Source organism: Microcoleus sp. F10-B2, from assembly GCF_036704965.1.
In the GTDB taxonomy this organism is placed as follows: domain Bacteria; phylum Cyanobacteriota; class Cyanobacteriia; order Cyanobacteriales; family Microcoleaceae; genus Microcoleus.
In genome coordinates this window covers 44,039-63,357 of record NZ_JAUBTB010000030.1, presented here as the reverse complement: position 1 = coordinate 63,357, position 19,319 = coordinate 44,039, and the positions used below count along the sequence as shown (strand labels likewise).

Here is a 19,319-nt window from a genome sequence, read left to right as displayed (position 1 = left end):
TCGCACAACGAATAAGCTTAACTTGTACGGATTTCGCGTTCTTTTAGCCAATTTTATTCCCCTTAAGTTTCCTTCATCTCTACCCGATTATTCTGCCTAATGGGAATCTCAATCACAAATTCTGCACCCCTCTCTGTTGGCTGTGATAAACACTTCAAATCTCCGCCGTGCTTCTCCACCACAATCTGATAGCTAATAGATAATCCCAAACCAGTGCCTTGACCCACAGGTTTAGTTGTAAAGAAAGGACTAAATAGATGGGTTCTTACCTCGCTTGTTATCCCCAGCCCATTGTCTTTCACACTGATTCTTACCCAATCTTGATTCAGTATAGAAGTACGAATCGTAATCGTACTAGGGTCGTTTTTTATTTGCTCCGGGCTGCGTTTTTTGTCATAGTAATTCAAGGCATCAATTGCATTGCTCAGCAAATTCATAAATACCTGATTCAACTGACCTACATAACATTCTATTTTCGGCAAATCTCCGTATTCTTTAATAATTTGAATAGGTGGACAATCCGGCTTAGGCTTGAGCCGACTCTGCAAAATGACTATACTGCTGTCGATGCCCTCGTGAATATTAACGGGTTTCATCTCAGCTTCGTCAAGGCGGGAGAAGTTCCGCAACGTCAGCACAATCTGACGGATACGTTCAGCCCCTACTTTCATCGAAGATAGCATTTTAGGCAGATCTTCTCTGATAAATTCTAGCTCTATGTTGTTAACTAAATCTTCGATTTCAGGGTGATTGTGGGCATCGTGCTGCTCGTAAAGGTTGATTAAATCCAATAGCTTCTGAGTATACTCATTGACATAAGTTAAATTGCCATAAATAAAATTAACAGGATTATTAATTTCGTGGGCAACACCAGCAACTAACTGTCCTAAGCTAGACATTTTCTCAGTCTGAATAAGCTGAGATTGGGTGCGCTGTAACTTTTGCATTGCGACTTCTAGTTGGATAGCTTTTTCTCGCTCTCGCACTTCCGATTGCCGCAATTTCTCCTCTCTTTCTTGGCGAGAGCGCTCGTTTTCCTTTAACTGTTGCACGTGGGACAATGTTTTGTTAATTGTAATTTCTAAATCATTAAAATCTATAGGCTTAGTCAAAAAATCAAAAGCCCCACCGTTCATCGCCTTTCTAATATTTCCCAAGTCGCCATAAGCAGATATAACTACTGTTTTGACCATAGTAACTAGCTCGTTAAGTTTTGCGAGCAAAGCCATACCATCCATGACTGGCATATTAATGTCTGTCAGTACAATATCTATATCCGGCTGTTCTAGCAACTTTGAAAGTGCTTCTACGCCATTATGTGCAAAAAAAACTTCGTATTCTCCTGTGCGGATCTTTTTTCTGAATTTTTGGGAAATTAAAGATTCTAAATCGGGTTCGTCATCCACAAATAATATTTTAGCTGGCATATTGCGAACCCTTTCGGTTGTATACGACATTTTTTTCCTTTGATAATTAACTTACCAGAATAATATTTATATACTTTAAGTTCTATTATAGATTATGGCAGGAGTAACGAACAGGCTGATTTATACAATTGCCAACCGGACGGCTGTAATAGGCTCTCTCGTTAGGTAGAGGCCGATTTATTAGCTCAACTCAAGTTCAGCCTTAGTTTGTCTGATTGGAATTTCAATCCAGAACTCCGCTCCCTCCCCCACCTCGGAAACACACTTCAATGCCCCCCCATGCTTCTCCACTATAATTTGATAGCTGATATAGAGACCCAAACCAGTACCCTGACCTACGGGCTTAGTAGTAAAAAAAGGTTCATAAATGCGGTCTTTCACGTCTGCGGTCATTCCCCGCCCATTGTCCCTAATTTGAATGACAACACGGGAATTTTCCTCTAGCAGAACAGTGCGAATAGTAATAGTGAGTTGACGAGCGAAGATGTCATTTAGTGACTGTTGTTTATTGTACTCATTCAAAGCATCAATCGCATTATAAAAAATGTTAATAAACACCTGGTTGAGTTCTCCAGCATAGCATTCTACTAAAGGCAGATTGCTGTACTCCTCAAACACTTGAATTTCTGGACGCGTTGTCGTTGGTTGAAATCGATTATTCAAAATCAGCAGGCTGCTTTTTAGCCCTTCGTGAATATCAACAGACTTTATGTTAGCTTCATTCAGCCTCGAAAAGTTGCGTAAAGACAAAACAATCTTGTGAATACGGTCAACACCACATTTCATCGAAGCCATAATTTGAGATAAATCTGCTATCATAAATTCTAAATCTATGGCTTTGATTTCAGCTTCAATCTCAGAACTGGGTGGGTTGTACTGCTGCTGATAAAGATTTAGCAGGTTCAGTAGCTTTTGGATATAATCACTGACGTGGCTAATATTGCCATAGATAAAGTTAGCAGGGTTGTTAATTTCATGGGCAATCCCCGCAACAAGTTGACCCAAAGAAGACATTTTTGCGGTCTGAATCAGTTGAGCTTGGGTCTTTTTTAGCTCTTGCAGACCTTGTTGTAAATACTGAGCTTGTTCTCTAGCGCGGGCTTCTGATTCCCGCAACCGCTGGTTTTCTTTTAATTGTTGCACGTCGCGCAGCGTTTTGTTGATGGTAATTTCTAAATCCTGCAAATCTATCGGCTTAGTCAGAAAGTCAAAGGCACCTAAGTTCATCGCATTTCTGATGTTTTCCATGTCACTATAGGCTGATATAACTACTGTTTTGAGGAGGACATCTATCTGATTAAGTCTAGAGAGTAAAGTCAGGCCATCCATTTCAGGCATATTAATGTCAGTCACTACCATATCTATATCTGGATGTTCTTTCAATTTTTCCAGCGCTTCTACGCCATTACGAGCAAAAAAAAGCTGCCATTCTTCCGCGCGAATCTTTTTTCTAAATTTCTGCAAAATTAGATATTCTAAACTTGGCTCGTCATCTACAAACAGTATTTTGTCTGACATATTAGCCTCTCAGTTGCTAGTAGAACGCAGAAGGTAGAAAAATTTAGCAATCTAGAAGAACAGAAGGACAATTCAACATAGCAGTTTTCAATTGGGTGAGGTACTACTTTTAATTAGCAATTAGCAATTATGCTTCATTGTGAATTGACCCCAAATTGATTATTTTATTTTTGACTATATCAAAATTAACAGGCTTAGTAATATAGTCATCGGCTCCATAAGCCATTGCGGTTTGATAATTTTTCTCATCTCCATAAGCGGTAATCATAAAAACTTTTAGAACGGGAAATTTTTGTTTGATAATTCTGAGCAATTCTAGACCATTCATCCCTGGCATATTAATATCAGATAAAATCAATACAATGGATGCTTTTTTATGGCTTTCTAAGTAGTCCAATGCAGCCTTTGCCGACAGGGAAAAATGAAATTCTATTTTCCCAGCTTTGATTTCTTTTCTAAACTTTTGCTTGAACAAAGATTGAACATCTTCCTCATCGTCTACAACCATTACTTTCATTTTATTTACTCCTTAAATTAGGCTATTTTTTTCGGCAATGTGATGATAAACTCTGTGTAATTTCCTACTTCTGTTTCCACTTTAATGTCTCCGCGATGCTGCTGGACGATAATATCGTGACTGATAGATAGACCTAGACCAGTACCTTCCCCCGCTGGCTTTGTAGTAAAAAAGGGATTGAAAATTTTATCGTATATCTCTGGGTCTATACCTGGGCCGTTATCGCGAATGCTAATTTCAATCGCCGAGCCCAGATTTCGAGTTTTGACATCAAGCTGGGGTGAAAATTCTTCTCCCTTTTCTTGTTTCTTTTTATGGGCTGCATAGCAAGCATTGTTAATAATGTTAAGAAAAACCCTAGAAATGTCTTGTGGCACGACTTCTACTTGGCCAATATTATTATCGTAATCGCTGGCTATGATAATGTTAAAAGCAGCCTCCTTGGCTCGCATCCCGTGATAGGCTAGATTGACATATTCTTCCAATAAACTATTGATATTTGTGGCTTCCCAATGACCCCTTTGTCCGCGAGAATGCAAAAGCATATTGCCGACGATTCTGTCGGCTCTTTGACCGTGTTGATTAATTTTTTGGAGATTGGCTTTTAGATCGGTTAATAGCTCAGCAATATACTCCCTGCTATCGGGTTCTAACCGTTCTGTTTGATTTTCGATTTCTTGCAAAAGTTCTTCGGTTAATTCAGCAGAAACTTCTGAGAAATTGTTGACAAAGTTTAAGGGATTTCTGATTTCGTGGGCAATTCCTGCTGTTAAACTGCCCAGGGAAGCGAGTTTTTCTTGGACGATAATCTGATTTTGCATAGCTCTGAGATTTTCTTCGATTCGCTGGCGCTCTTCAATTTCATTCTGCAATTGTTCCACAGTATGGGTGAGTTCAGATGTACGCTCCTCGACTTTGATTTCTAGTTCCTCATTAGCTTTTTGCAGTGCTTCCTGGGCTTGCTTGCGATCGGTGATATCGCGGACGATCGCCACATATTGTTGCAGATCCTGATTGGAAAGGGAAGCGTCTTGAGAGAATCGGTCGGAGATGGCAACTTCCAGAATACGCGAACTACGATCGGACAAATTGAAAGTTTGTTCGCTGCGACTGAGCCACTCCTCTGGCTGAACCCCTAATCCAGGTAGTAATTTGTTTAGGTGAGACCCAATTAGTCTACGAGCCTCTATTCCGAAGACGCTTTCAGCAGCGGGATTAGTCTGACGAATGACACCATTTTCATCCAGCACTACAATAGCATCCAGGGCAATAGTAAATAGCTGTTCTGCTCCCTCTCGTGCCTCGTCCATTGAGACGACTTGGGGTAAGCTCGTCCAACAGGCAACTGCCACCCCAATAAAAGCAACTGTCACCAGTAGCACTACGAATAAATTCAAGCCAACAGTAGAGTTAGCATATAATTTGAAGCCAAAAATCCAGCCGACAGCGACGGCGCTGACAATCAGCAAGATCAAAATTACAACCTGAAACGCCACAAAATCTGGCATTTTGCTCTTGCTTGTGTTGCGGTAAAGCCGAATCCACCACGACGGATGGAAGGGGGCAAAGGCAATGCGACTTATCCCTGCATCCACTGCTAAAACGGCAAGGGGAAATAACAACCCAATGATAAAGTCTTGCCAGCCCCAAGCTAAGCCTCCCACGACTAGAACCACCGCATCTACTACGAAAAAACCCAGCGACCACCCAGGCCACCGAACTTCTGGCTGATCCCGCCGCAGCCACAGTGAGAGATGGAACATCATCAGGCAGACAACCAAGCCAACATTAGTAATCGCCACAAGGCGAGGCACATTTCCCCAAGCTAGACAGATTAAACTGAGAACCAAAACAAAGACCAGCCCAAATCCAAATACACCCCGGCGGGATACAACTGCGAATGTTGGCGAAATATGCCCATCTACGGCAAGTTGGTACAGCATCCGGGGGCAGTTGGAAACTATGGTCGCGCAACTCAGAAGACAGCTTGCGACTACCAGAAAGGTGACAAGGGTGGGAACCCAGGGCCCCCATAATACCTGACAGGCAGCTAATACATTCAAGAACACGTCATCTTTCAGACCAGGAGCAGTAGCCAAGCGCATCAGTACCCAGGAACCTCCTAAAATGACAGGCAGCATCCCCAGTGCGGAAATTTTGAGAAACTGCAAGGTTTTAGTAGGGTTGCGGCTATCCGCTACGAAACTGGCGGCGGAGTCACAGCAGTAGAAGATGTAGGTAGCAAAGTAAAACCATTTAGCCCAGTCAATAAAGGTGAATTCCGGCCAAATGGTGGGGAAAAAGCCGGGACTATTTGACGAAAAAGCTAACCAGAATAGACCGTGAATCGAAAAAACTGATAGTACGCCGACTGTCGGTAACACGAAAAAGGCGTGCAGAATACTTAAGGCGCGAGTGCCGCTGAATGTCAAAATGAAGGGTAGGAGCGTGAAGGTAATATTTAGTAAAGTTTCAGGACAGCTAAAACCTAAACTATTGAGGTTGACTTTGATGAGCTGCGTCAGTACGATCGCAGAAATTGGCAGTGTTGATACCCAGCTTAAAAAGTAGCCGATCGCTGCATAGCTTCCCAGACCCGGATAATTTTTCAGCATTCGGGCGGTATAGTTGGGCGTTCCCCCAGCCATGTCTGGGAAATACTCACCGATGCGTTTTACCTGTAGATTGAGCATTATGCCCATGAGGATACCGGGCAACCAGACGAAGATGGCGCTAGGCCCAATTGCTGCTTGGATCGCTGTGGCGATGGTAAACCAATTGGCGTGACCTGTGAGGCCAAAGCCCGATGTTTCGACGGCACTCAGGCTTCGGGGCAAGCGCATGAGCTCTCGCCTCTTGAGATTTTCTCGTGGGGAAGGCTGAGCTGGTTCTGATTGGTAGCCGTTTTCCGGCTGGTGTCGGATGCCTGTCGCCATCAGTTTTACCTATTATTTTGGGGATTTTGCTATCGCCACCCTGATTTTCAGCTTTATAGCTTTTAACTTTTTCCGTTAAGCATTTTTGCTAGTCTTAAAATTTTGGGAAAGCTACCTTCCCCAGTCAACCATGAAAATCTATCTCAATCCGTCTTCAATATTACCAGGACTTACGCAACTCTCACAGCTCGGTGTAAGTCGGTAGGTGGGATTAAACTAAACAATGTAACAGTCTGCAAACATTGCTCAGTCAACCACGCTTAGAGCATTTGCTTACTTTACAATCGTTTACATAGTTGCGTTTTACAGCGCCTACCTACTTACCAGCACCAAAAAATTAGACAATAAACATCGAACGGGAAGTTTGAGTTGCTGAATTAAATAACTTAATAGCAACCCATGTTTAATTTGATATATTATTTGACCATTTTTCTCGGCTCAACTTTTGAGCGCCTACCCCACACAAGTTCATGGCAAGCAATATGATTTGTTTGAATTATAGATAGATGGCACCGCCAATATTGCCTCCCGGTTAATTGCTTGAGTTCCCGCTTGTAATTCCTCAATTTTCCAACGAATAGCACACACATGAGTGTAAGTCTTTCGGGCGCTTATTGAGTTTTGTCGTTAGTCGTGACAGTCCACTTGTCAGTGCCCAGGACTGGTTAAAGTGATGGGTGAGGGCGCGCCCTCACCATGTGCCAGTGGCGTAAGTCCTGTAGTTATTAGTAGGGCGCGCCTCGGCGCAGTTTACTACAGATAAAAATAGAAGGAATGCAGTATAATTCCTGTTCTCCCTTCTTCCCTCTTCCTTCTGACTTAATAACTTACGCAAAAAATGGTTCGCTGCGCTATTTGTAGAGTCTCTGTAGACCGAGGCGCACCCTACAGATCGAGTTTGGGCGTCCAGGAATGTTCCCTCTTGCTTCTTTTTTCTTCCTTGTCAATAAAAAACCCCGGTTTCTTGAAGAAACCGAGGTTTTTCCTACCAACTAAGAGAGGAGTCAAAACTTAACAGGTAGCGGTTGCCGGAATTCTGCATTTCTCGCACAACCCTCTAAACCAAACTACGGGCAAATTCTCGTTGCAGCTTGTTTAAAGCTGTCTCATTTCCTCTTCAAGCACCCGAACCAAATCTTGGTTGCCACTGGATCTCGCTACTTCTATGCGGTGCATCAGTTGCTTGTGAATGTTAGCGCGGTGGGTTTCTGCGACTTTTTTTACGTTTTGACGATTTGTGTTCATGGTGGACGTTCCTTATATTAAATTTGGTGTACCTGCTACTTCTCTAATATAGCGCTAAATTTCAAAAAGTATCTAAATTTACAAAAAATTTACAGTTATTGACCGATCGACCAAACTACTGTACAGTATTGGCCATAAGTCAATAGCGATATCTTGACAAAAAAAAACTGAAGGCTAGAGCTGCTGAAGCCTGAAGCCTGAAGTAGAAATTCTCCCTATCTGCCAAAATTTACTCAAAGGGTAAGGCAGGCACTGCGCACTCAACATTTAGTCAAAACTCAAAACTTCCTCCAGCGCCTCTACCAAATGCTGAAGGTGTGCGAGCTCGTGAGTTGCCATCAGCGAAATCCGAATCCGACTCGCGCTGACAGTCGGAGGCCGAATCGCCGCAGCAAAAATACCTCTCTCCTTGAGTTTGCTGCCCGCTGTTAAAGCGGAGGCTGCATCTTTTAACGGAAGAGTGAAAATTGGGGAGAGGGAATTGCTAATTGGTAATTGGTGATTGGTAATCGCGCAATATTTGAAAGTTTCGATATTTTGTCGCAACCGAAGTCGGCGTTCTGGTTCTTGCTGGACAATTCTCACAGCTTCCAAAGCAGCCGCCGCGTCAGCAGGCGTCAATGCTGTAGTATAAATCCAACTCGCAGCTCGATTGCGGAGAAAATCAATTAAAGCAGCAGAGCCCGCAACGTAGCCGCCCAAACTTCCCAAAGCTTTGCTGAGTGTCCCCACTTGAATTAGCGGCAATCCCGTACACCTGAAATGTTCCGCACAACCGGCACCGCTAGCGCCGAAAACTCCTGTAGCGTGAGCTTCATCTGCTAATACCATACAGTTAAATTGTCCGGCCAAAGCTAACAACTGCGGCAGCGGACACAAGTCTCCATCCATGCTAAAGACGCTATCGGTAATAATTAAACACTTGCGGTATCTCGCCCGATTTTGCTCTAGCTTGGCCTTTAAATCTTCAAGATTGCAATGACTGTATTCTAGGGCAGTTGCACCGCTGAGTGCGGCTCCGTTTTTCAGGCTCGAATGGTTGTACTTGTCAGATAATATCAAATCGCGCTTGCCGACAACGGATGCGATCGCCCCTAAATTAGCTAAATATCCCGAACTGAATACTAAAGCATCTTCAGTTTGTTTTAAATTAGCAATAGCCAATTCTAGCTGTCGGTGCAAATCGCGGTGTCCGCTTAGTAACCTCGAACCCGTCGCACCCGTACCAAATTCCTTAGTTGCAGCCATAGCCGCTTGAATTAACCTGTCATCGCCGGCAAGTCCCAGATAATCGTTGCTGGCAAAGTTAATCAGCCTCTGGCCTGCTAACTTTACCACAGGCCCGGGGCAACTTTCGATGGATTGTGGCGATCGATACCAATGGGCGCGGCGAACTGTGTGCAGGGCCTTGTCTATCCAAGCGTAAGGGTTTGTGTTCATATTGGAAAGCGATCGAGTAATAAGTTATATTAGCTGGTGGTCAGTTCCTCCCTATCACAGAAGCATATGCCACTCACTAAAAAGTACCGATTAGTCACCCGCAGCGATTTTGACGGTCTGGTCTGTGCGGTTTTGCTCAAAGAACTCGATATGATCGATGAGATAAAATTCGTGCATCCTAAAGATATGCAGGATGGAAAAATCGAAATAACAAATAACGATATTAGTACCAATTTACCCTATGTTGAGGGAATTCATCTAGCTTTCGATCACCATTTCAGCGAAACTCTCAGACACGAGAAAATTAAAATCAACCACATCATCGACCCCTATGCAGCTTCCGCAGCTAGGGTGCTGTACAAATATTATGGAGGCAAAGCAAAGTTTCCTGATATTTCCGACGCGATGATGGATGCAGTTGACAAATCTGATTCCGCTCAATTTACCAAAGAAGAAGTTCTGCATCCAGAAGAATGGGTGCTGTTAAACTTCATAATGGACGCCAGAACTGGCTTGGGAAGGTTTAAAGAATTTACGGTTTCCAATTATCAGTTAATGATGCAGTTAATCGATTACTGTAAAAATCATACCATCGATCAAATCTTGCAGCTTCCCGATGTGAAAGAAAGAGTAGACCTCTACTTCGAGCAAGAAGAAAAATTTAAAGACCAAATACAGCGCTGCTCCCAAGTTTATAATAATTTAGTTGTTTTGGATTTGCGCAACGAAGAGGTTATTTATGCGGGGAATCGTTTTGTAATTTACGCTTTGTTCCCCGAGTGCAATATATCGATTCACGCACTTTGGGGACTGAAACAACAAAATACTGTTTTCGCAGTTGGCAAGTCAATTTTCAACAAAACTTCTAAAACTAATATTGGGGAGTTAATGTTAAGATATGGCGGCGGCGGGCACCAAAATGCCGGAACTTGTCAGATTGAGAACGATCGAGCTAGTAAAGTTTTGACAGAGTTAATTGCCCAGATAGAGCAAAATGGTTAAATTGGCTTAATTTTTTTTGCAGTCAGGACTTGAGTCTTTGATTATTTGAATTTTCAGGACTGAAGTCCTTCGGGAGCATCTCAGTTTTGCAGCCAAGCTAGAAATTGGAGTTTTGAGGCCCGAGGCTGCGGGGCAGGAGGCATGAGGAAGAAGGAAAGAGGAAGAAGGAAGGAGCCAAAAGAAGTCTTTTTACAAATATGAGATGCTCCCAGTCCTTCGTGCAAACTGGGATTTTTAAGACTTAAGTCCTTAGTACAAATGGGAGTTTAGTCCTTAAGGTTTTGAGATGGGGGGTTCTGGGCGTTGAGAGTTTCTGAACTCTTGCCTTTGACTGGTGGCAAATGGTCTACCAAACCCATATCAAAAGCGACATCTGGCAACTCATCAGCGTTATATTTTCCTGGCTCAAACAATCGCCCGGGAGTAAAACAAGGCTGTTTCAATTGTACCACTTCCCCGGGGGAAAACATTCCCCTAAACATTTTGCGTTCGAGTCCCATAATTTCCGCTCCTAAAACAACTCTCGCATTAATCTTAGCAATTTTTGAGCCGCAGCTTCCCAATTAAATAAATCCGCCGTTTCTCTAGCTTTTTGAGCTACCTGAAAACGCATCGGGTCTTCAACAATTTTTCGCAACTGTTCGCGAACAGACTGAACATTTGGTTCTGCCCAGTGAGGAGCATTTCTGATTTTTAGATACTGAGTATCGTAACACTTTCCTACGGGAATTAGATCGTAAGCAATGGGATAGCAGTTATCAGCATTGGCGTACTCAGTCGGGCCGCCGTACATAGTCATAGCGACGGGTAAACCCGCAGCAAAAGCATCCAAAATTTTAATCGCAAAACCCTCGCCGCGAAAGGGAGCTAAAAAAGCATCGGCTGACAAGTATAAATCGGCCAGTTCTGCTTTATTGCAAAATTTAGGGACGATCAGAATTTTTGACTTTAACTTGCCGAATTTGTTTTCTATATTTACGATATGTTCGACTATGAATTGAGGATTTTTGCCGCCATCTTTGATGATTAACTCTACGTTGGAATCATCTTTAAACTCTTCAAAAAAAGCTTGAATGGCGAGATCCGTGCCAAATCTATACAAATCAAAAGAATTGGTCATGTGCAGAATATGTTTTACATCTTTTTGGTTTTTTGGGCGTCGGGGAAAATAGAGTTGCGAGATTAAAGGATTGAAACCTAGAGGCATGACTGATACTTTTGCCGCCGGACATCCAGCTTTTATTAAAACGTTTTTAGAATATTGGCTGACGGCTAGTTTGTGAGATAAGTTATTGACAGCATCGTAAATCCAGTAATCATAATCATCAGTGTTTTTGACGAATTCGTAATTGATAGCAAAAAGTTCTAAGTTGAGATGACCGTTGAGTTCTTTTAAAAAATAAGGTTTCCAGTAATGAGACCATTTGATATGAAATAATTCTGATGGTGCGGTGTTCATCCACTTCTCTAGCAGGTGGTTTTCTTCTGCGGTGGAATTGCGGGTGAGGTGAGAGGCAATTTGTGAGGGTTCGACAGAAATAGGAATTCCCATTTGGTCTAAAGTTTTTGCCAGGGACAGGGTAATGTCAGCAAAAGAGTTGAAGTGTTGAAATCCTACGTTAAAATGAACCATATTTATGAGTTATTGGTTATTACTTATGAGTTATTGGTTATTACTTATGAGTTATTAGTGATTGGTTATTGGTTATTGGAGGCAGATCCTCCGGGTATGTATTCCCAGGCAGAGCCTGGGAACAAGACTAGAAGACTAAAATACCAACAAATAACAAGTAACAAGTAACCAATAACAAGTAACAAGTAACCAATAACAACTAATTAATGACTAATTTGCCGATCGCACTAAAATGACTGTACAGTCGCACCCGCGCGCCACAGCTTCCGGAATGTTCCCCTGAATCACCTGCTTCAGCAGCCCTTCGCGGCTCGCTCCCAGGACGATCGCATCGCACCGATCGTTCTGAGCCAAATCAATTAAAGCATCAGAAACCGATTTAGCGCAAACCGAAGTCGCTATTATCGAACAGCTAACCCTGCGCTTGATAAACTCCGCTGCTTGCTTTAATTCGCGGCGATCTGGTTCTGCACCAGAAGGCTGGTGAACCTGACACAATTTAATCTCCGGTACAGCACTCGCAGCCACCAAAGCAGGTAGCAGCCGCAAAGCCGCAGCTTGCTTGTAACCGCCGCGAATTGGCACCAACCAGCGGTGCAAACCCATCAGCGTGTGCAGTCCCAATTCTGGGGGTGGAATGTCTGCATTCGGCGGGGAAAATTCAGTCTCAGGAGTCGCTGAGGAACCTGAGGATCTCGCCAATGTCGAATTGTCTGCGCCGTCAACTCCTTCGGCATTTAACTGCCATTCTACAGACGCATATTTCCGCCCGCTAAAAGTAGCCGAAAACTCATTTTTCTTGCGGGTTGCTAATATTTTTTCGCTCCATTTAACTAAAATAACCTCGCAGCCGGCTTGGCGAATTACAGTATCGACCACATCACCAAAAATGCGTCCTGTGGTGGATGTTTCGCCTTGCCATCCCATTAAAATTAAATCGATATGTCGCTCCTTAATTGTCTCCAAAATCGCGTTAGGCACGTCATGAGCTACCCTTATTTGGGTGTGTACCGGCAAGTTCAAATTGCGAATAATTCGTTCGGCTTGTTGCAGCAGGCGGCGGCTTTTGGTTGTCCGCACTGCGGTTTCTGAGGGGGAACTGTTGCGCGGTACTAAGATGATTTGCAGGCATTCTAATTCGTAATTGCGATCGCGCGCGATCGCCGCGGCCAGCCGCAGCAAAGCGGGTGCTGTTTGGGGGTTGGAAAGCGGCACTAATAAGCGGCCGTTTCCGACTTGCGGAGCCCTGGTTTGATAGACTACATAGGAAGGTTCTGGATGCGGGCCCTGGGTTGTTTCTCCGCTGAGGCGATCGGATTCAACTCGGATAATGTCGCTGCGGGTAATAATTCCCACCAAACGGCGGCCTTCTACGACCGGCAAGCGGCTGATATTGTAGTTGTTGAGCCTGTACAATACCTCGCTTAAAGTATCGCTTGCTTTGACTGCGATCGGCTGTGGAGTCATAAATTCTTTGAGCAGCGAGTTGCCGGACAAATTGCAATCGCTGGCATTTGCCAAATCGGTTTGACTGACAATTCCGACTAATTTGCCATCTTCAACTACTGGAAATCCTCGGTGGTGCGATCGCGAAAATGCCTGCATCACTTCATCGAAAGTCAGCAAACTCGAAAGAGTTTCAACTCGGCTCTGCATCACGTCATCTGCGTGCAAGTCGCTCAAAGTATTGCTCGCAGCTTTTGCCTGCGTCAGTTGAATGCCGTTAAACTCCAAAAGGTGAGTGTACAGCGAGCCACTGTCTACTTTTTCCGCGACTAAATAAGCAACTACAGAACAGATCATCAAAGGCAGCACTAATTTGAAATCCGCCGTAATTTCAAAGACAATTACTACCGCAGTAATCGGCGCTCTAGTAACCGCGCAAAAAAACGCTCCCATTCCCGCCAAAGCGTAAGTTACGGGCAAACCGACACCCAATAAATCTGCCTGCACAATGCCCACCATGTGACCGAGTGCAGAACCCATAACTAGAGAAGGGGAGAACAATCCTCCCGGAGCTCCAGAAGCAGCGGAAATAATTGTCAGGAAAAAGTGAGCTACAAAAGCAATTAAACTCGTTATCCCGCTTGCTTCACCCGTCAGCAGAAACTCCCGCAAACCCGTATTGTTGCGGAAAGTTTCTGGAAGAAAAGCTATTACTGAACCGCAGATTATGCCAGCTACAGCCACTCGCACTGGCAAAGCTAATTTGAGCGATCGCCTGTTAAATTGCAAGCTAGCCATAATCCCTTTGGTGAACAAAGCTCCCAGCCATCCTGCTAAAACTCCTAACAGTATGTAAAATGGGATTTCCTGAGCATCAAAACTGGTTTGGTACTCGCGAAGGTTCAAACTTAAACTATCGCCGCCCAAAAGCTGCGAGACAACTGCACCGATAAATGAAGCAATAATTGCAGGCCCTAAAGTCAATCCCGAAACGTCGTGCAGCAGTTCTTCAACTACAAACAAAACTCCTGCAATGGGAGCATTGAAACCAGCAGCCAATCCCGCAGCAGCACCGCAAGCAATCAACTGTCGGCGGTAGTCTGGAGAAGTTGGCATCAAGTGACCGATCCAGCCGGCTAAAGATGCTCCTATTTGCACAGTCGGGCCTTGCCTTCCTAAAGTTAAACCGGAACCAACTGCTAAAATAGTGGTCAGAAGTTTGGCGACGGCTACTCGCAAATCTAAGGAAAGATTGACTCCGCCGAGAGCAGCTTTGACGTGAGGAATGCCGCTGCCGGCAGTTTCTGGAGCAAAACGTTCTACCAAAAAACCTGTCAGGAACCCACCTAATAAACCGACGCTGGGCAGTAATATCCAAGCTGGAATTATTGTCGAGGTAGCAACTCGCCAACTGCCGAGCCATCCGACTCCTGACTTTAGCAAAACGCCTGCCAGTCCGGCCACTAAGCCGATCAGACAAGCTTCAAAAATAGCGAGGCGTTTTGGTCGTAAAAACAGTTGAGATTTGATGACCCTGGAAGGTTCCCTAAGTTGTTTAGGGATAGTAATGTACGGCATAAATTTGGAGGGACTTTTTAACCGCAGATCCACGCAGATTAACGCAGATTTAGAGAATTAATCTGCGTTAATCTGCGGTTGTTTACCCTATCATTTCCACCAATGTTTTTAAATCGGGGACTTCTAAATCTGGCTTGCCGCTAGCCGGCATTGTTGCCCCAGATCCTGTTTTGTCGTGTCGCCGATTTACCCAAACTGTTGAGATTCCCATTGATGCGGCCGGTACAATGTCGTGATAGATGCTCTGAGCAACGTGCAGGAGTTTGTCAGCAGAAATTCCCATTGTTTCTAGGGCTATTTCAAAGTTGCGAGTTGACGGTTTGTACGATCGCACTTTTTCGGCAGTAATCAACCAGTCGAGTTCAACTTTTAAGTGTTTCGCTGTACCAGCAAACAAGTCATCGTCTATATTAGAAATTACTGCCAGTTTGTATTTCTGCTTGAGTGCTGACAAGGCTGCAACGGTATCGGGAAATGGCTGCCAATTTTTGAGCGAATCAACCAAACAGTTTATTTCTGTTTCTGTCGGTGCAAAATCAAATCTTTGACCGAAATTTTTCACTATTTGTTGCAAAATCTCCCGATATCTTATATAACGATCGTTTGGGTTTTCTAGTTCGGATTCAAATTCAGCAAAAAGCTCTAAAATGCCCTCATCGCTGAAATCAATTTCCCGATTTGACAGCAATTGTTTCAAGGCGGACAATATCCCCCTTTCCCAATCTATCAGAGTACCGTAGCAGTCAAAGCTCACAACTTCAAATTGATTGAATTCAAGCATACTTCGCTCCTAGTTTAGGGTTGATATTCAGCAAAAATTTCAATTTTTCCGACAATGTTTTGATTGAATTGAGCCAATTCTTCTGCGGGAATCCAATATTCTTGGTGACTCGAACTGCCCGCAGTTTGTACGGGATATTTTTTCAAGAATTCTGCCGCCACCCGAAAGCAGGTAACATAGCCGAAATATCCCGATGCTGCATCTTTTGTATTCCAATCTCGCGCGATTTGTATGGCATAGGTTTTTTGAAGCACGGGATAAAAAGTAGGCTGAAAAGATAAGCGCGGGGGAAATTCCATAAAATCGCTTTCTTTAATCAGTTCCATTTCTTTTTTTCCGACGGCTCGGAACAGGGTTACTGTTTCTTGGTCTGATATATTGATATTTTTAAACCACGCTTTCCAACTGCTCCAATTGTGAACTATTTTAGCCAATTCAGCGTAACCGGCAGCGCGGGGATGGGCGCCATCGTTTTCGGTAAGTTCTTTTTGCCAAATTTCGGATTTTTGCAGCGGCGTGCAAACATCTAGATAAGGCACTTCTAATTCGCTGCAAACTTGGGAAAACAGTTCGGATAAGTTGGCAGTCCGGCTTGTGCGATCGGCATCGCTAACTGGCGGTGGCCCTACCATTAAGACTGGAAATGTTTTTTGGGCTGAGGTGAGAATAGAGCGGGCATTTTCAATTGATTTCTCAACTTCTATGCGAATTTTTTCGTTTTCTAGGTAAGTGTCGTTGACGCCAAAGGAAAATACTATTCTGCCGTCGCAGTAGTGAGGTAAGCGGCAATAAACTTCGCTGAACCAGCGAGTTTCTATATCGGTACTGGTTTCTCCCCTTATTCCTAAATTGTAGTAGGTAATATCGTGTCCTTGTCCGCAAGCGGCCGCGCAAATTCGTCCTGTCCAACCGAGACATTTTGGATCGCCAGTACCGTTTACAAAAGAATCGCCGATAAAACAAATACGCATAGTATGTGTGGGGATGGGGAATGGGGAATGGGGAATAGGGAATAGGGAATAGGGAATAGGGAATTTTTGACTGTTGGCTGTTGACTGTTAACTGATGACTGTTGACTGTTAACTGATGATTGATGATTGATGACAACTGACAACTGCCAACTGACAACTGCCAACTGACTTTAATTTTTGCCGATGACGGACAATCCCTCTACAATTAAAGACGGTGTGTGGCAAGAACCGTTCCACTCAGAGTCTCCTCCCAATTCTACTAATTGTTTGAGGACATTGTAGACGTTGCCTGCTACCATTGTGTCTTTGATTCTGCCGACTATTTGACCTTTTTTGACTCGGTAGCCGAGATCGACGTTTATTGAAAAATCGCCGGAAATTCCGGCACTGCCACCGAGCATTTGATCGACTAGAATTCCGTCGTCTAATTGAGCGATTAAATCGATTAGCGAAAGCGAACCTGGTTTAATCAAAACATTGAACAAACTCGGCGTGGGATAGCTGCCCAAACCCGGGCGAAATCCGTTGCCGGTGGTGCCGCTGCCCAAGGCTCGACCGGTGGTGCGATCGGTATAAAATAGCTGCAACACTCCGCTGTTGATAAAGACGATCGCCCGAGTCGGAGTACCTTCGTCGTCAAAGGGACAGCTATAGGGCCCGATATCCGGCTGCTGCGAGAGGGTGACAAGCGGCGATGTCACTTGTTGGCCCAATCGATCGTTCCAAGGCGAAGCGCCTTCGAGTACCTGTTTGCCGTTCAGCGCCGCACAGACAGTCCCCCACAGCAAGTCGGCTGCTTTGGCTGTAAATAACACCGGCACGCGGCCCGTGGCGGGAGCAACATTATCTTTCGCCCATTCCAAACGCTGCAAAACCCGCTTGGCGCTGGTGTTTAAGTCGAGGGTACCGCGTTGGGTTTCGCCTTCCCAAATGTTGAGGAAATCTTCGCCCCGCACTAATTCTGCTGACAAGTAACCGCTGAGGGTGGTGTCGGTGTGACTCGAATCCAAGCCTCTGGTATTCAGCAAGCGGGTGCTTTCGATTTCGCAGTCGAGTTCGGCGGTGCAGAGGCTTTCGGGATAGGCTTCGCGGACGATCGCGATCGCCTCTTTTCCCCAGTTTACTAGCTGTTGGGCCGGCACCGACACTCCGCGATCGGGATAAACAACTTTCTCACCGGTGCCGAGTTCGATGGTTTCCGGTTCGTTGAGTTGCGAAAGCGCGATCGCCCTGTCCACCAAAATTTGCGGTTCCACGGGCCCGTAGGCCACCGCCAAACCCGGCCGCCCATCCCGCCACAGCCGCAGGGCAATGCCTTCTGCTTGGGCGGTTTCTAGCTGTTTGAGGCGGTTTGCTTCAAAAAAGACCGGCCGCGAAAGCGATTGCGATTCCAATACCTCAGCAGCTTCTGCACCTGCTTTGGTGGCTAATTCTAGCAGTTGTTCTGCTGATTGGTCATTGGTCATTGTTGTCGGTGGTTGGTAATGGGCGTCAGTCGATTTTCGATTTTCGATTTTCGATTTTCGATTAAAGAATTGGCAATAACTTACTGGATATGGGTTGGGTGCACGGGTTTACATTTAGATTCTTTTGAGAAACTGGTGCAATGCGCCATAACAAGATTCTACGCATTTGTGATTGTTTGCATCTTGCCAATCCCATCAGTCGATTTTAGATTTTAGATTTTAGGTTTTAGATTTACTCCACAGATGAATGTGGGAACTTGAACTATAATCTAAAATTTCGATCTTTCCACGACAGAAATACGTGGCACGGTATCCGTTTTTGGGTGCGGTCAGAAACCGGCTTTCTTGCTGCGGGTCAGATCTGAAAGCCGAGATTTCTCCTGAAAAAACCAGGTTGCTTAAATCTGATTGAGAATGCTGCCAGATATCAGTTATTGCCAAGCGAGCGACTAAATAGTTAGTTCGTGCAGCAGCCAAAATCCTGCAAAGGATTCCGATTCTGGATTCGACTGAATTGCTAAGAAATGTACTTTTTTTGCTTGGTTTTTAGCGGCTTCAAATCCTTTCGCTTCTCTCTCAGTTGCTGCGTCTCTGAGATTAGCTAAAATCCAGCGATCGTTAGCTCCCGTATCTAATACCAGCCTAGCGGGCGGGCCGCTCTCAAATTTCAGAAAAGCCAACTCCAAACCCGACATCCAACCTGCCAGGGCGGTTGCTCTCGACGAGTAGATAATCAGTCCCGGAATTTGCGTTTCCGGGTCCAGGCCTGTCATCGGCAGCCCGAAAGCTTCGCCAAATCCGATATCCCACTCGGACATTTCGTCAAAAGCGGCGATCGGCAAACTCACAAACGCCCATTTTTCGCCGATTAAAGCATCCGGCAGCGCAACTGGCGTTTCGGGTACAAATTGAACGCTCGGGTTCACAACCGGTTGATAGCCCGGTTCGGCGGGATAAACGTTTTGCATCCGTTCTTCCAGCCACAGGCTGAGGGCGAGGGTGCGGCGGCTGCAGGCGGCGGGAATGTCCAACTCCTCGCAGGCTTTAGTAATCATGTTCGCCATTTGGCGGCGGAAAAAGCGGATTTTTTCGGGTCGTTTCGGTGCTGCGGCGATCGCATCTTTAATTGCACCTGCCAGCCACAGGGAATTCACGGTAGAACTGGAGCAAAATTGCGAGTAGCGAAACAGAGATTCGGCCTTGTCGCCTACATTCAGCGGGCTTTCGCAGATCAACACTTCCCATTTTTTTTTCTCTCGCTCGTCTAGGATTGGACGGCTGTAAAAGTCGAGTTCCCAAATAGTAGCCATGCCGCGCTGTTAAAATTTAATCCTTTCTCATGTTACCGGACGGCGGGCA

General features: G+C 44.8%; 14 protein-coding genes. 1 reads left to right on the top strand and 13 read right to left on the bottom strand.

Annotated features, from left to right (window positions below):
• Positions 1-62: 62 nt before the first annotated feature.
• The 6 genes from QUA99_RS13905 to bioF all read right to left on the bottom strand — a co-directional run bounded on the left by QUA99_RS13905 (position 63) and on the right by bioF (position 9,083).
• The gene (locus QUA99_RS13905; protein ID WP_333237678.1) at positions 63-1,427 is read right to left on the bottom strand and encodes an ATP-binding protein; all 1,365 of its coding nucleotides are present in this window, start codon (positions 1,425-1,427) and stop codon (positions 63-65) included.
• Between the two features lie 180 nt (positions 1,428-1,607).
• The gene (locus QUA99_RS13900; protein ID WP_333237658.1) at positions 1,608-2,945 is read right to left on the bottom strand and encodes a response regulator; all 1,338 of its coding nucleotides are present in this window, start codon (positions 2,943-2,945) and stop codon (positions 1,608-1,610) included.
• Between the two features lie 127 nt (positions 2,946-3,072).
• Positions 3,073-3,462, bottom strand: coding sequence for a response regulator (locus QUA99_RS13895; protein WP_333237656.1), 390 nt, complete (start codon positions 3,460-3,462; stop codon positions 3,073-3,075).
• A gap of 17 nt (positions 3,463-3,479) precedes the next feature.
• Positions 3,480-6,398, bottom strand: a complete 2,919-nt coding sequence (locus tag QUA99_RS13890) for an ATP-binding protein (RefSeq protein ID WP_333237654.1) — start codon at positions 6,396-6,398, stop codon at positions 3,480-3,482.
• 1,095 nt (positions 6,399-7,493) lie between these two features.
• A complete protein-coding gene (gene pirA, locus QUA99_RS13885; protein WP_172185012.1) occupies positions 7,494-7,643 on the bottom strand; it encodes an arginine synthesis PII-interacting regulator PirA in 150 nt (49 codons plus the stop codon).
• 267 nt (positions 7,644-7,910) lie between these two features.
• Positions 7,911-9,083 carry an 8-amino-7-oxononanoate synthase gene (gene bioF, locus QUA99_RS13880; protein WP_333237653.1) on the bottom strand — a complete coding sequence of 391 codons (1,173 nt, stop codon included), beginning with the start codon at positions 9,081-9,083 and terminating at the stop codon, positions 7,911-7,913.
• Between the two features lie 66 nt (positions 9,084-9,149).
• On the opposite strand from bioF, the gene QUA99_RS13875 reads away from it, so the two are divergent.
• A complete protein-coding gene (locus QUA99_RS13875; protein ID WP_333237652.1) occupies positions 9,150-10,085 on the top strand; it encodes an exopolyphosphatase in 936 nt (311 codons plus the stop codon).
• 266 nt (positions 10,086-10,351) lie between these two features.
• On the opposite strand, the gene QUA99_RS13870 is transcribed toward QUA99_RS13875, so the two are convergent.
• The 7 genes from QUA99_RS13870 to QUA99_RS13840 all read right to left on the bottom strand — a co-directional run bounded on the left by QUA99_RS13870 (position 10,352) and on the right by QUA99_RS13840 (position 19,270).
• Complete coding sequence (locus tag QUA99_RS13870) at positions 10,352-10,585, bottom strand: hypothetical protein (protein ID WP_333237650.1); 234 nt, start codon at positions 10,583-10,585, stop codon at positions 10,352-10,354.
• An 11-nt stretch (positions 10,586-10,596) separates the two neighbouring features.
• Positions 10,597-11,718 carry a glycosyltransferase family 4 protein gene (locus tag QUA99_RS13865; protein ID WP_333237648.1) on the bottom strand — a complete coding sequence of 374 codons (1,122 nt, stop codon included), beginning with the start codon at positions 11,716-11,718 and terminating at the stop codon, positions 10,597-10,599.
• A gap of 210 nt (positions 11,719-11,928) precedes the next feature.
• Complete coding sequence (locus QUA99_RS13860; protein WP_333237646.1) at positions 11,929-14,742, bottom strand: chloride channel protein; 2,814 nt, start codon at positions 14,740-14,742, stop codon at positions 11,929-11,931.
• Between the two features lie 82 nt (positions 14,743-14,824).
• Entirely contained in the window at positions 14,825-15,523 is a 699-nt protein-coding gene (locus tag QUA99_RS13855; RefSeq protein ID WP_333237643.1) for a haloacid dehalogenase type II, read from the bottom strand.
• Positions 15,524-15,537: 14 nt separating this feature from the next.
• Positions 15,538-16,494 (bottom strand): GDSL-type esterase/lipase family protein, encoded by a 957-nt coding sequence (locus QUA99_RS13850; RefSeq protein ID WP_333237640.1) that lies wholly within the window; start codon positions 16,492-16,494, stop codon positions 15,538-15,540.
• A gap of 170 nt (positions 16,495-16,664) precedes the next feature.
• Positions 16,665-17,960 (bottom strand): TldD/PmbA family protein, encoded by a 1,296-nt coding sequence (locus QUA99_RS13845; protein ID WP_333237638.1) that lies wholly within the window; start codon positions 17,958-17,960, stop codon positions 16,665-16,667.
• A 449-nt stretch (positions 17,961-18,409) separates the two neighbouring features.
• On the bottom strand, positions 18,410-19,270 hold the full coding sequence (locus QUA99_RS13840) for a Tab2/Atab2 family RNA-binding protein (RefSeq protein WP_333237637.1): 861 nt from the start codon (positions 19,268-19,270) through the stop codon (positions 18,410-18,412).
• Positions 19,271-19,319 lie beyond the last annotated feature (49 nt).

What these genes read in the sequence shown, in the direction of transcription:
- QUA99_RS13905 (WP_333237678.1), bottom strand. Translation starts at nt 1,427, where the DNA reads ATGCCAGCTAAAATATTATTTGTGGATGACGAACCCGATTTAGAATCT.
- QUA99_RS13900 (WP_333237658.1), bottom strand. Translation starts at nt 2,945, where the DNA reads ATGTCAGACAAAATACTGTTTGTAGATGACGAGCCAAGTTTAGAATAT.
- QUA99_RS13895 (WP_333237656.1), bottom strand. Translation starts at nt 3,462, where the DNA reads ATGAAAGTAATGGTTGTAGACGATGAGGAAGATGTTCAATCTTTGTTC.
- QUA99_RS13890 (WP_333237654.1), bottom strand. Translation starts at nt 6,398, where the DNA reads ATGGCGACAGGCATCCGACACCAGCCGGAAAACGGCTACCAATCAGAA.
- pirA (WP_172185012.1), bottom strand. Translation starts at nt 7,643, where the DNA reads ATGAACACAAATCGTCAAAACGTAAAAAAAGTCGCAGAAACCCACCGC.
- bioF (WP_333237653.1), bottom strand. Translation starts at nt 9,083, where the DNA reads ATGAACACAAACCCTTACGCTTGGATAGACAAGGCCCTGCACACAGTT.
- QUA99_RS13875 (WP_333237652.1), top strand. Translation starts at nt 9,150, where the DNA reads ATGCCACTCACTAAAAAGTACCGATTAGTCACCCGCAGCGATTTTGAC.
- QUA99_RS13870 (WP_333237650.1), bottom strand. Translation starts at nt 10,585, where the DNA reads ATGGGACTCGAACGCAAAATGTTTAGGGGAATGTTTTCCCCCGGGGAA.
- QUA99_RS13865 (WP_333237648.1), bottom strand. Translation starts at nt 11,718, where the DNA reads ATGGTTCATTTTAACGTAGGATTTCAACACTTCAACTCTTTTGCTGAC.
- QUA99_RS13860 (WP_333237646.1), bottom strand. Translation starts at nt 14,742, where the DNA reads ATGCCGTACATTACTATCCCTAAACAACTTAGGGAACCTTCCAGGGTC.
- QUA99_RS13855 (WP_333237643.1), bottom strand. Translation starts at nt 15,523, where the DNA reads ATGCTTGAATTCAATCAATTTGAAGTTGTGAGCTTTGACTGCTACGGT.
- QUA99_RS13850 (WP_333237640.1), bottom strand. Translation starts at nt 16,494, where the DNA reads ATGCGTATTTGTTTTATCGGCGATTCTTTTGTAAACGGTACTGGCGAT.
- QUA99_RS13845 (WP_333237638.1), bottom strand. Translation starts at nt 17,960, where the DNA reads ATGACCAATGACCAATCAGCAGAACAACTGCTAGAATTAGCCACCAAA.
- QUA99_RS13840 (WP_333237637.1), bottom strand. Translation starts at nt 19,270, where the DNA reads ATGGCTACTATTTGGGAACTCGACTTTTACAGCCGTCCAATCCTAGAC.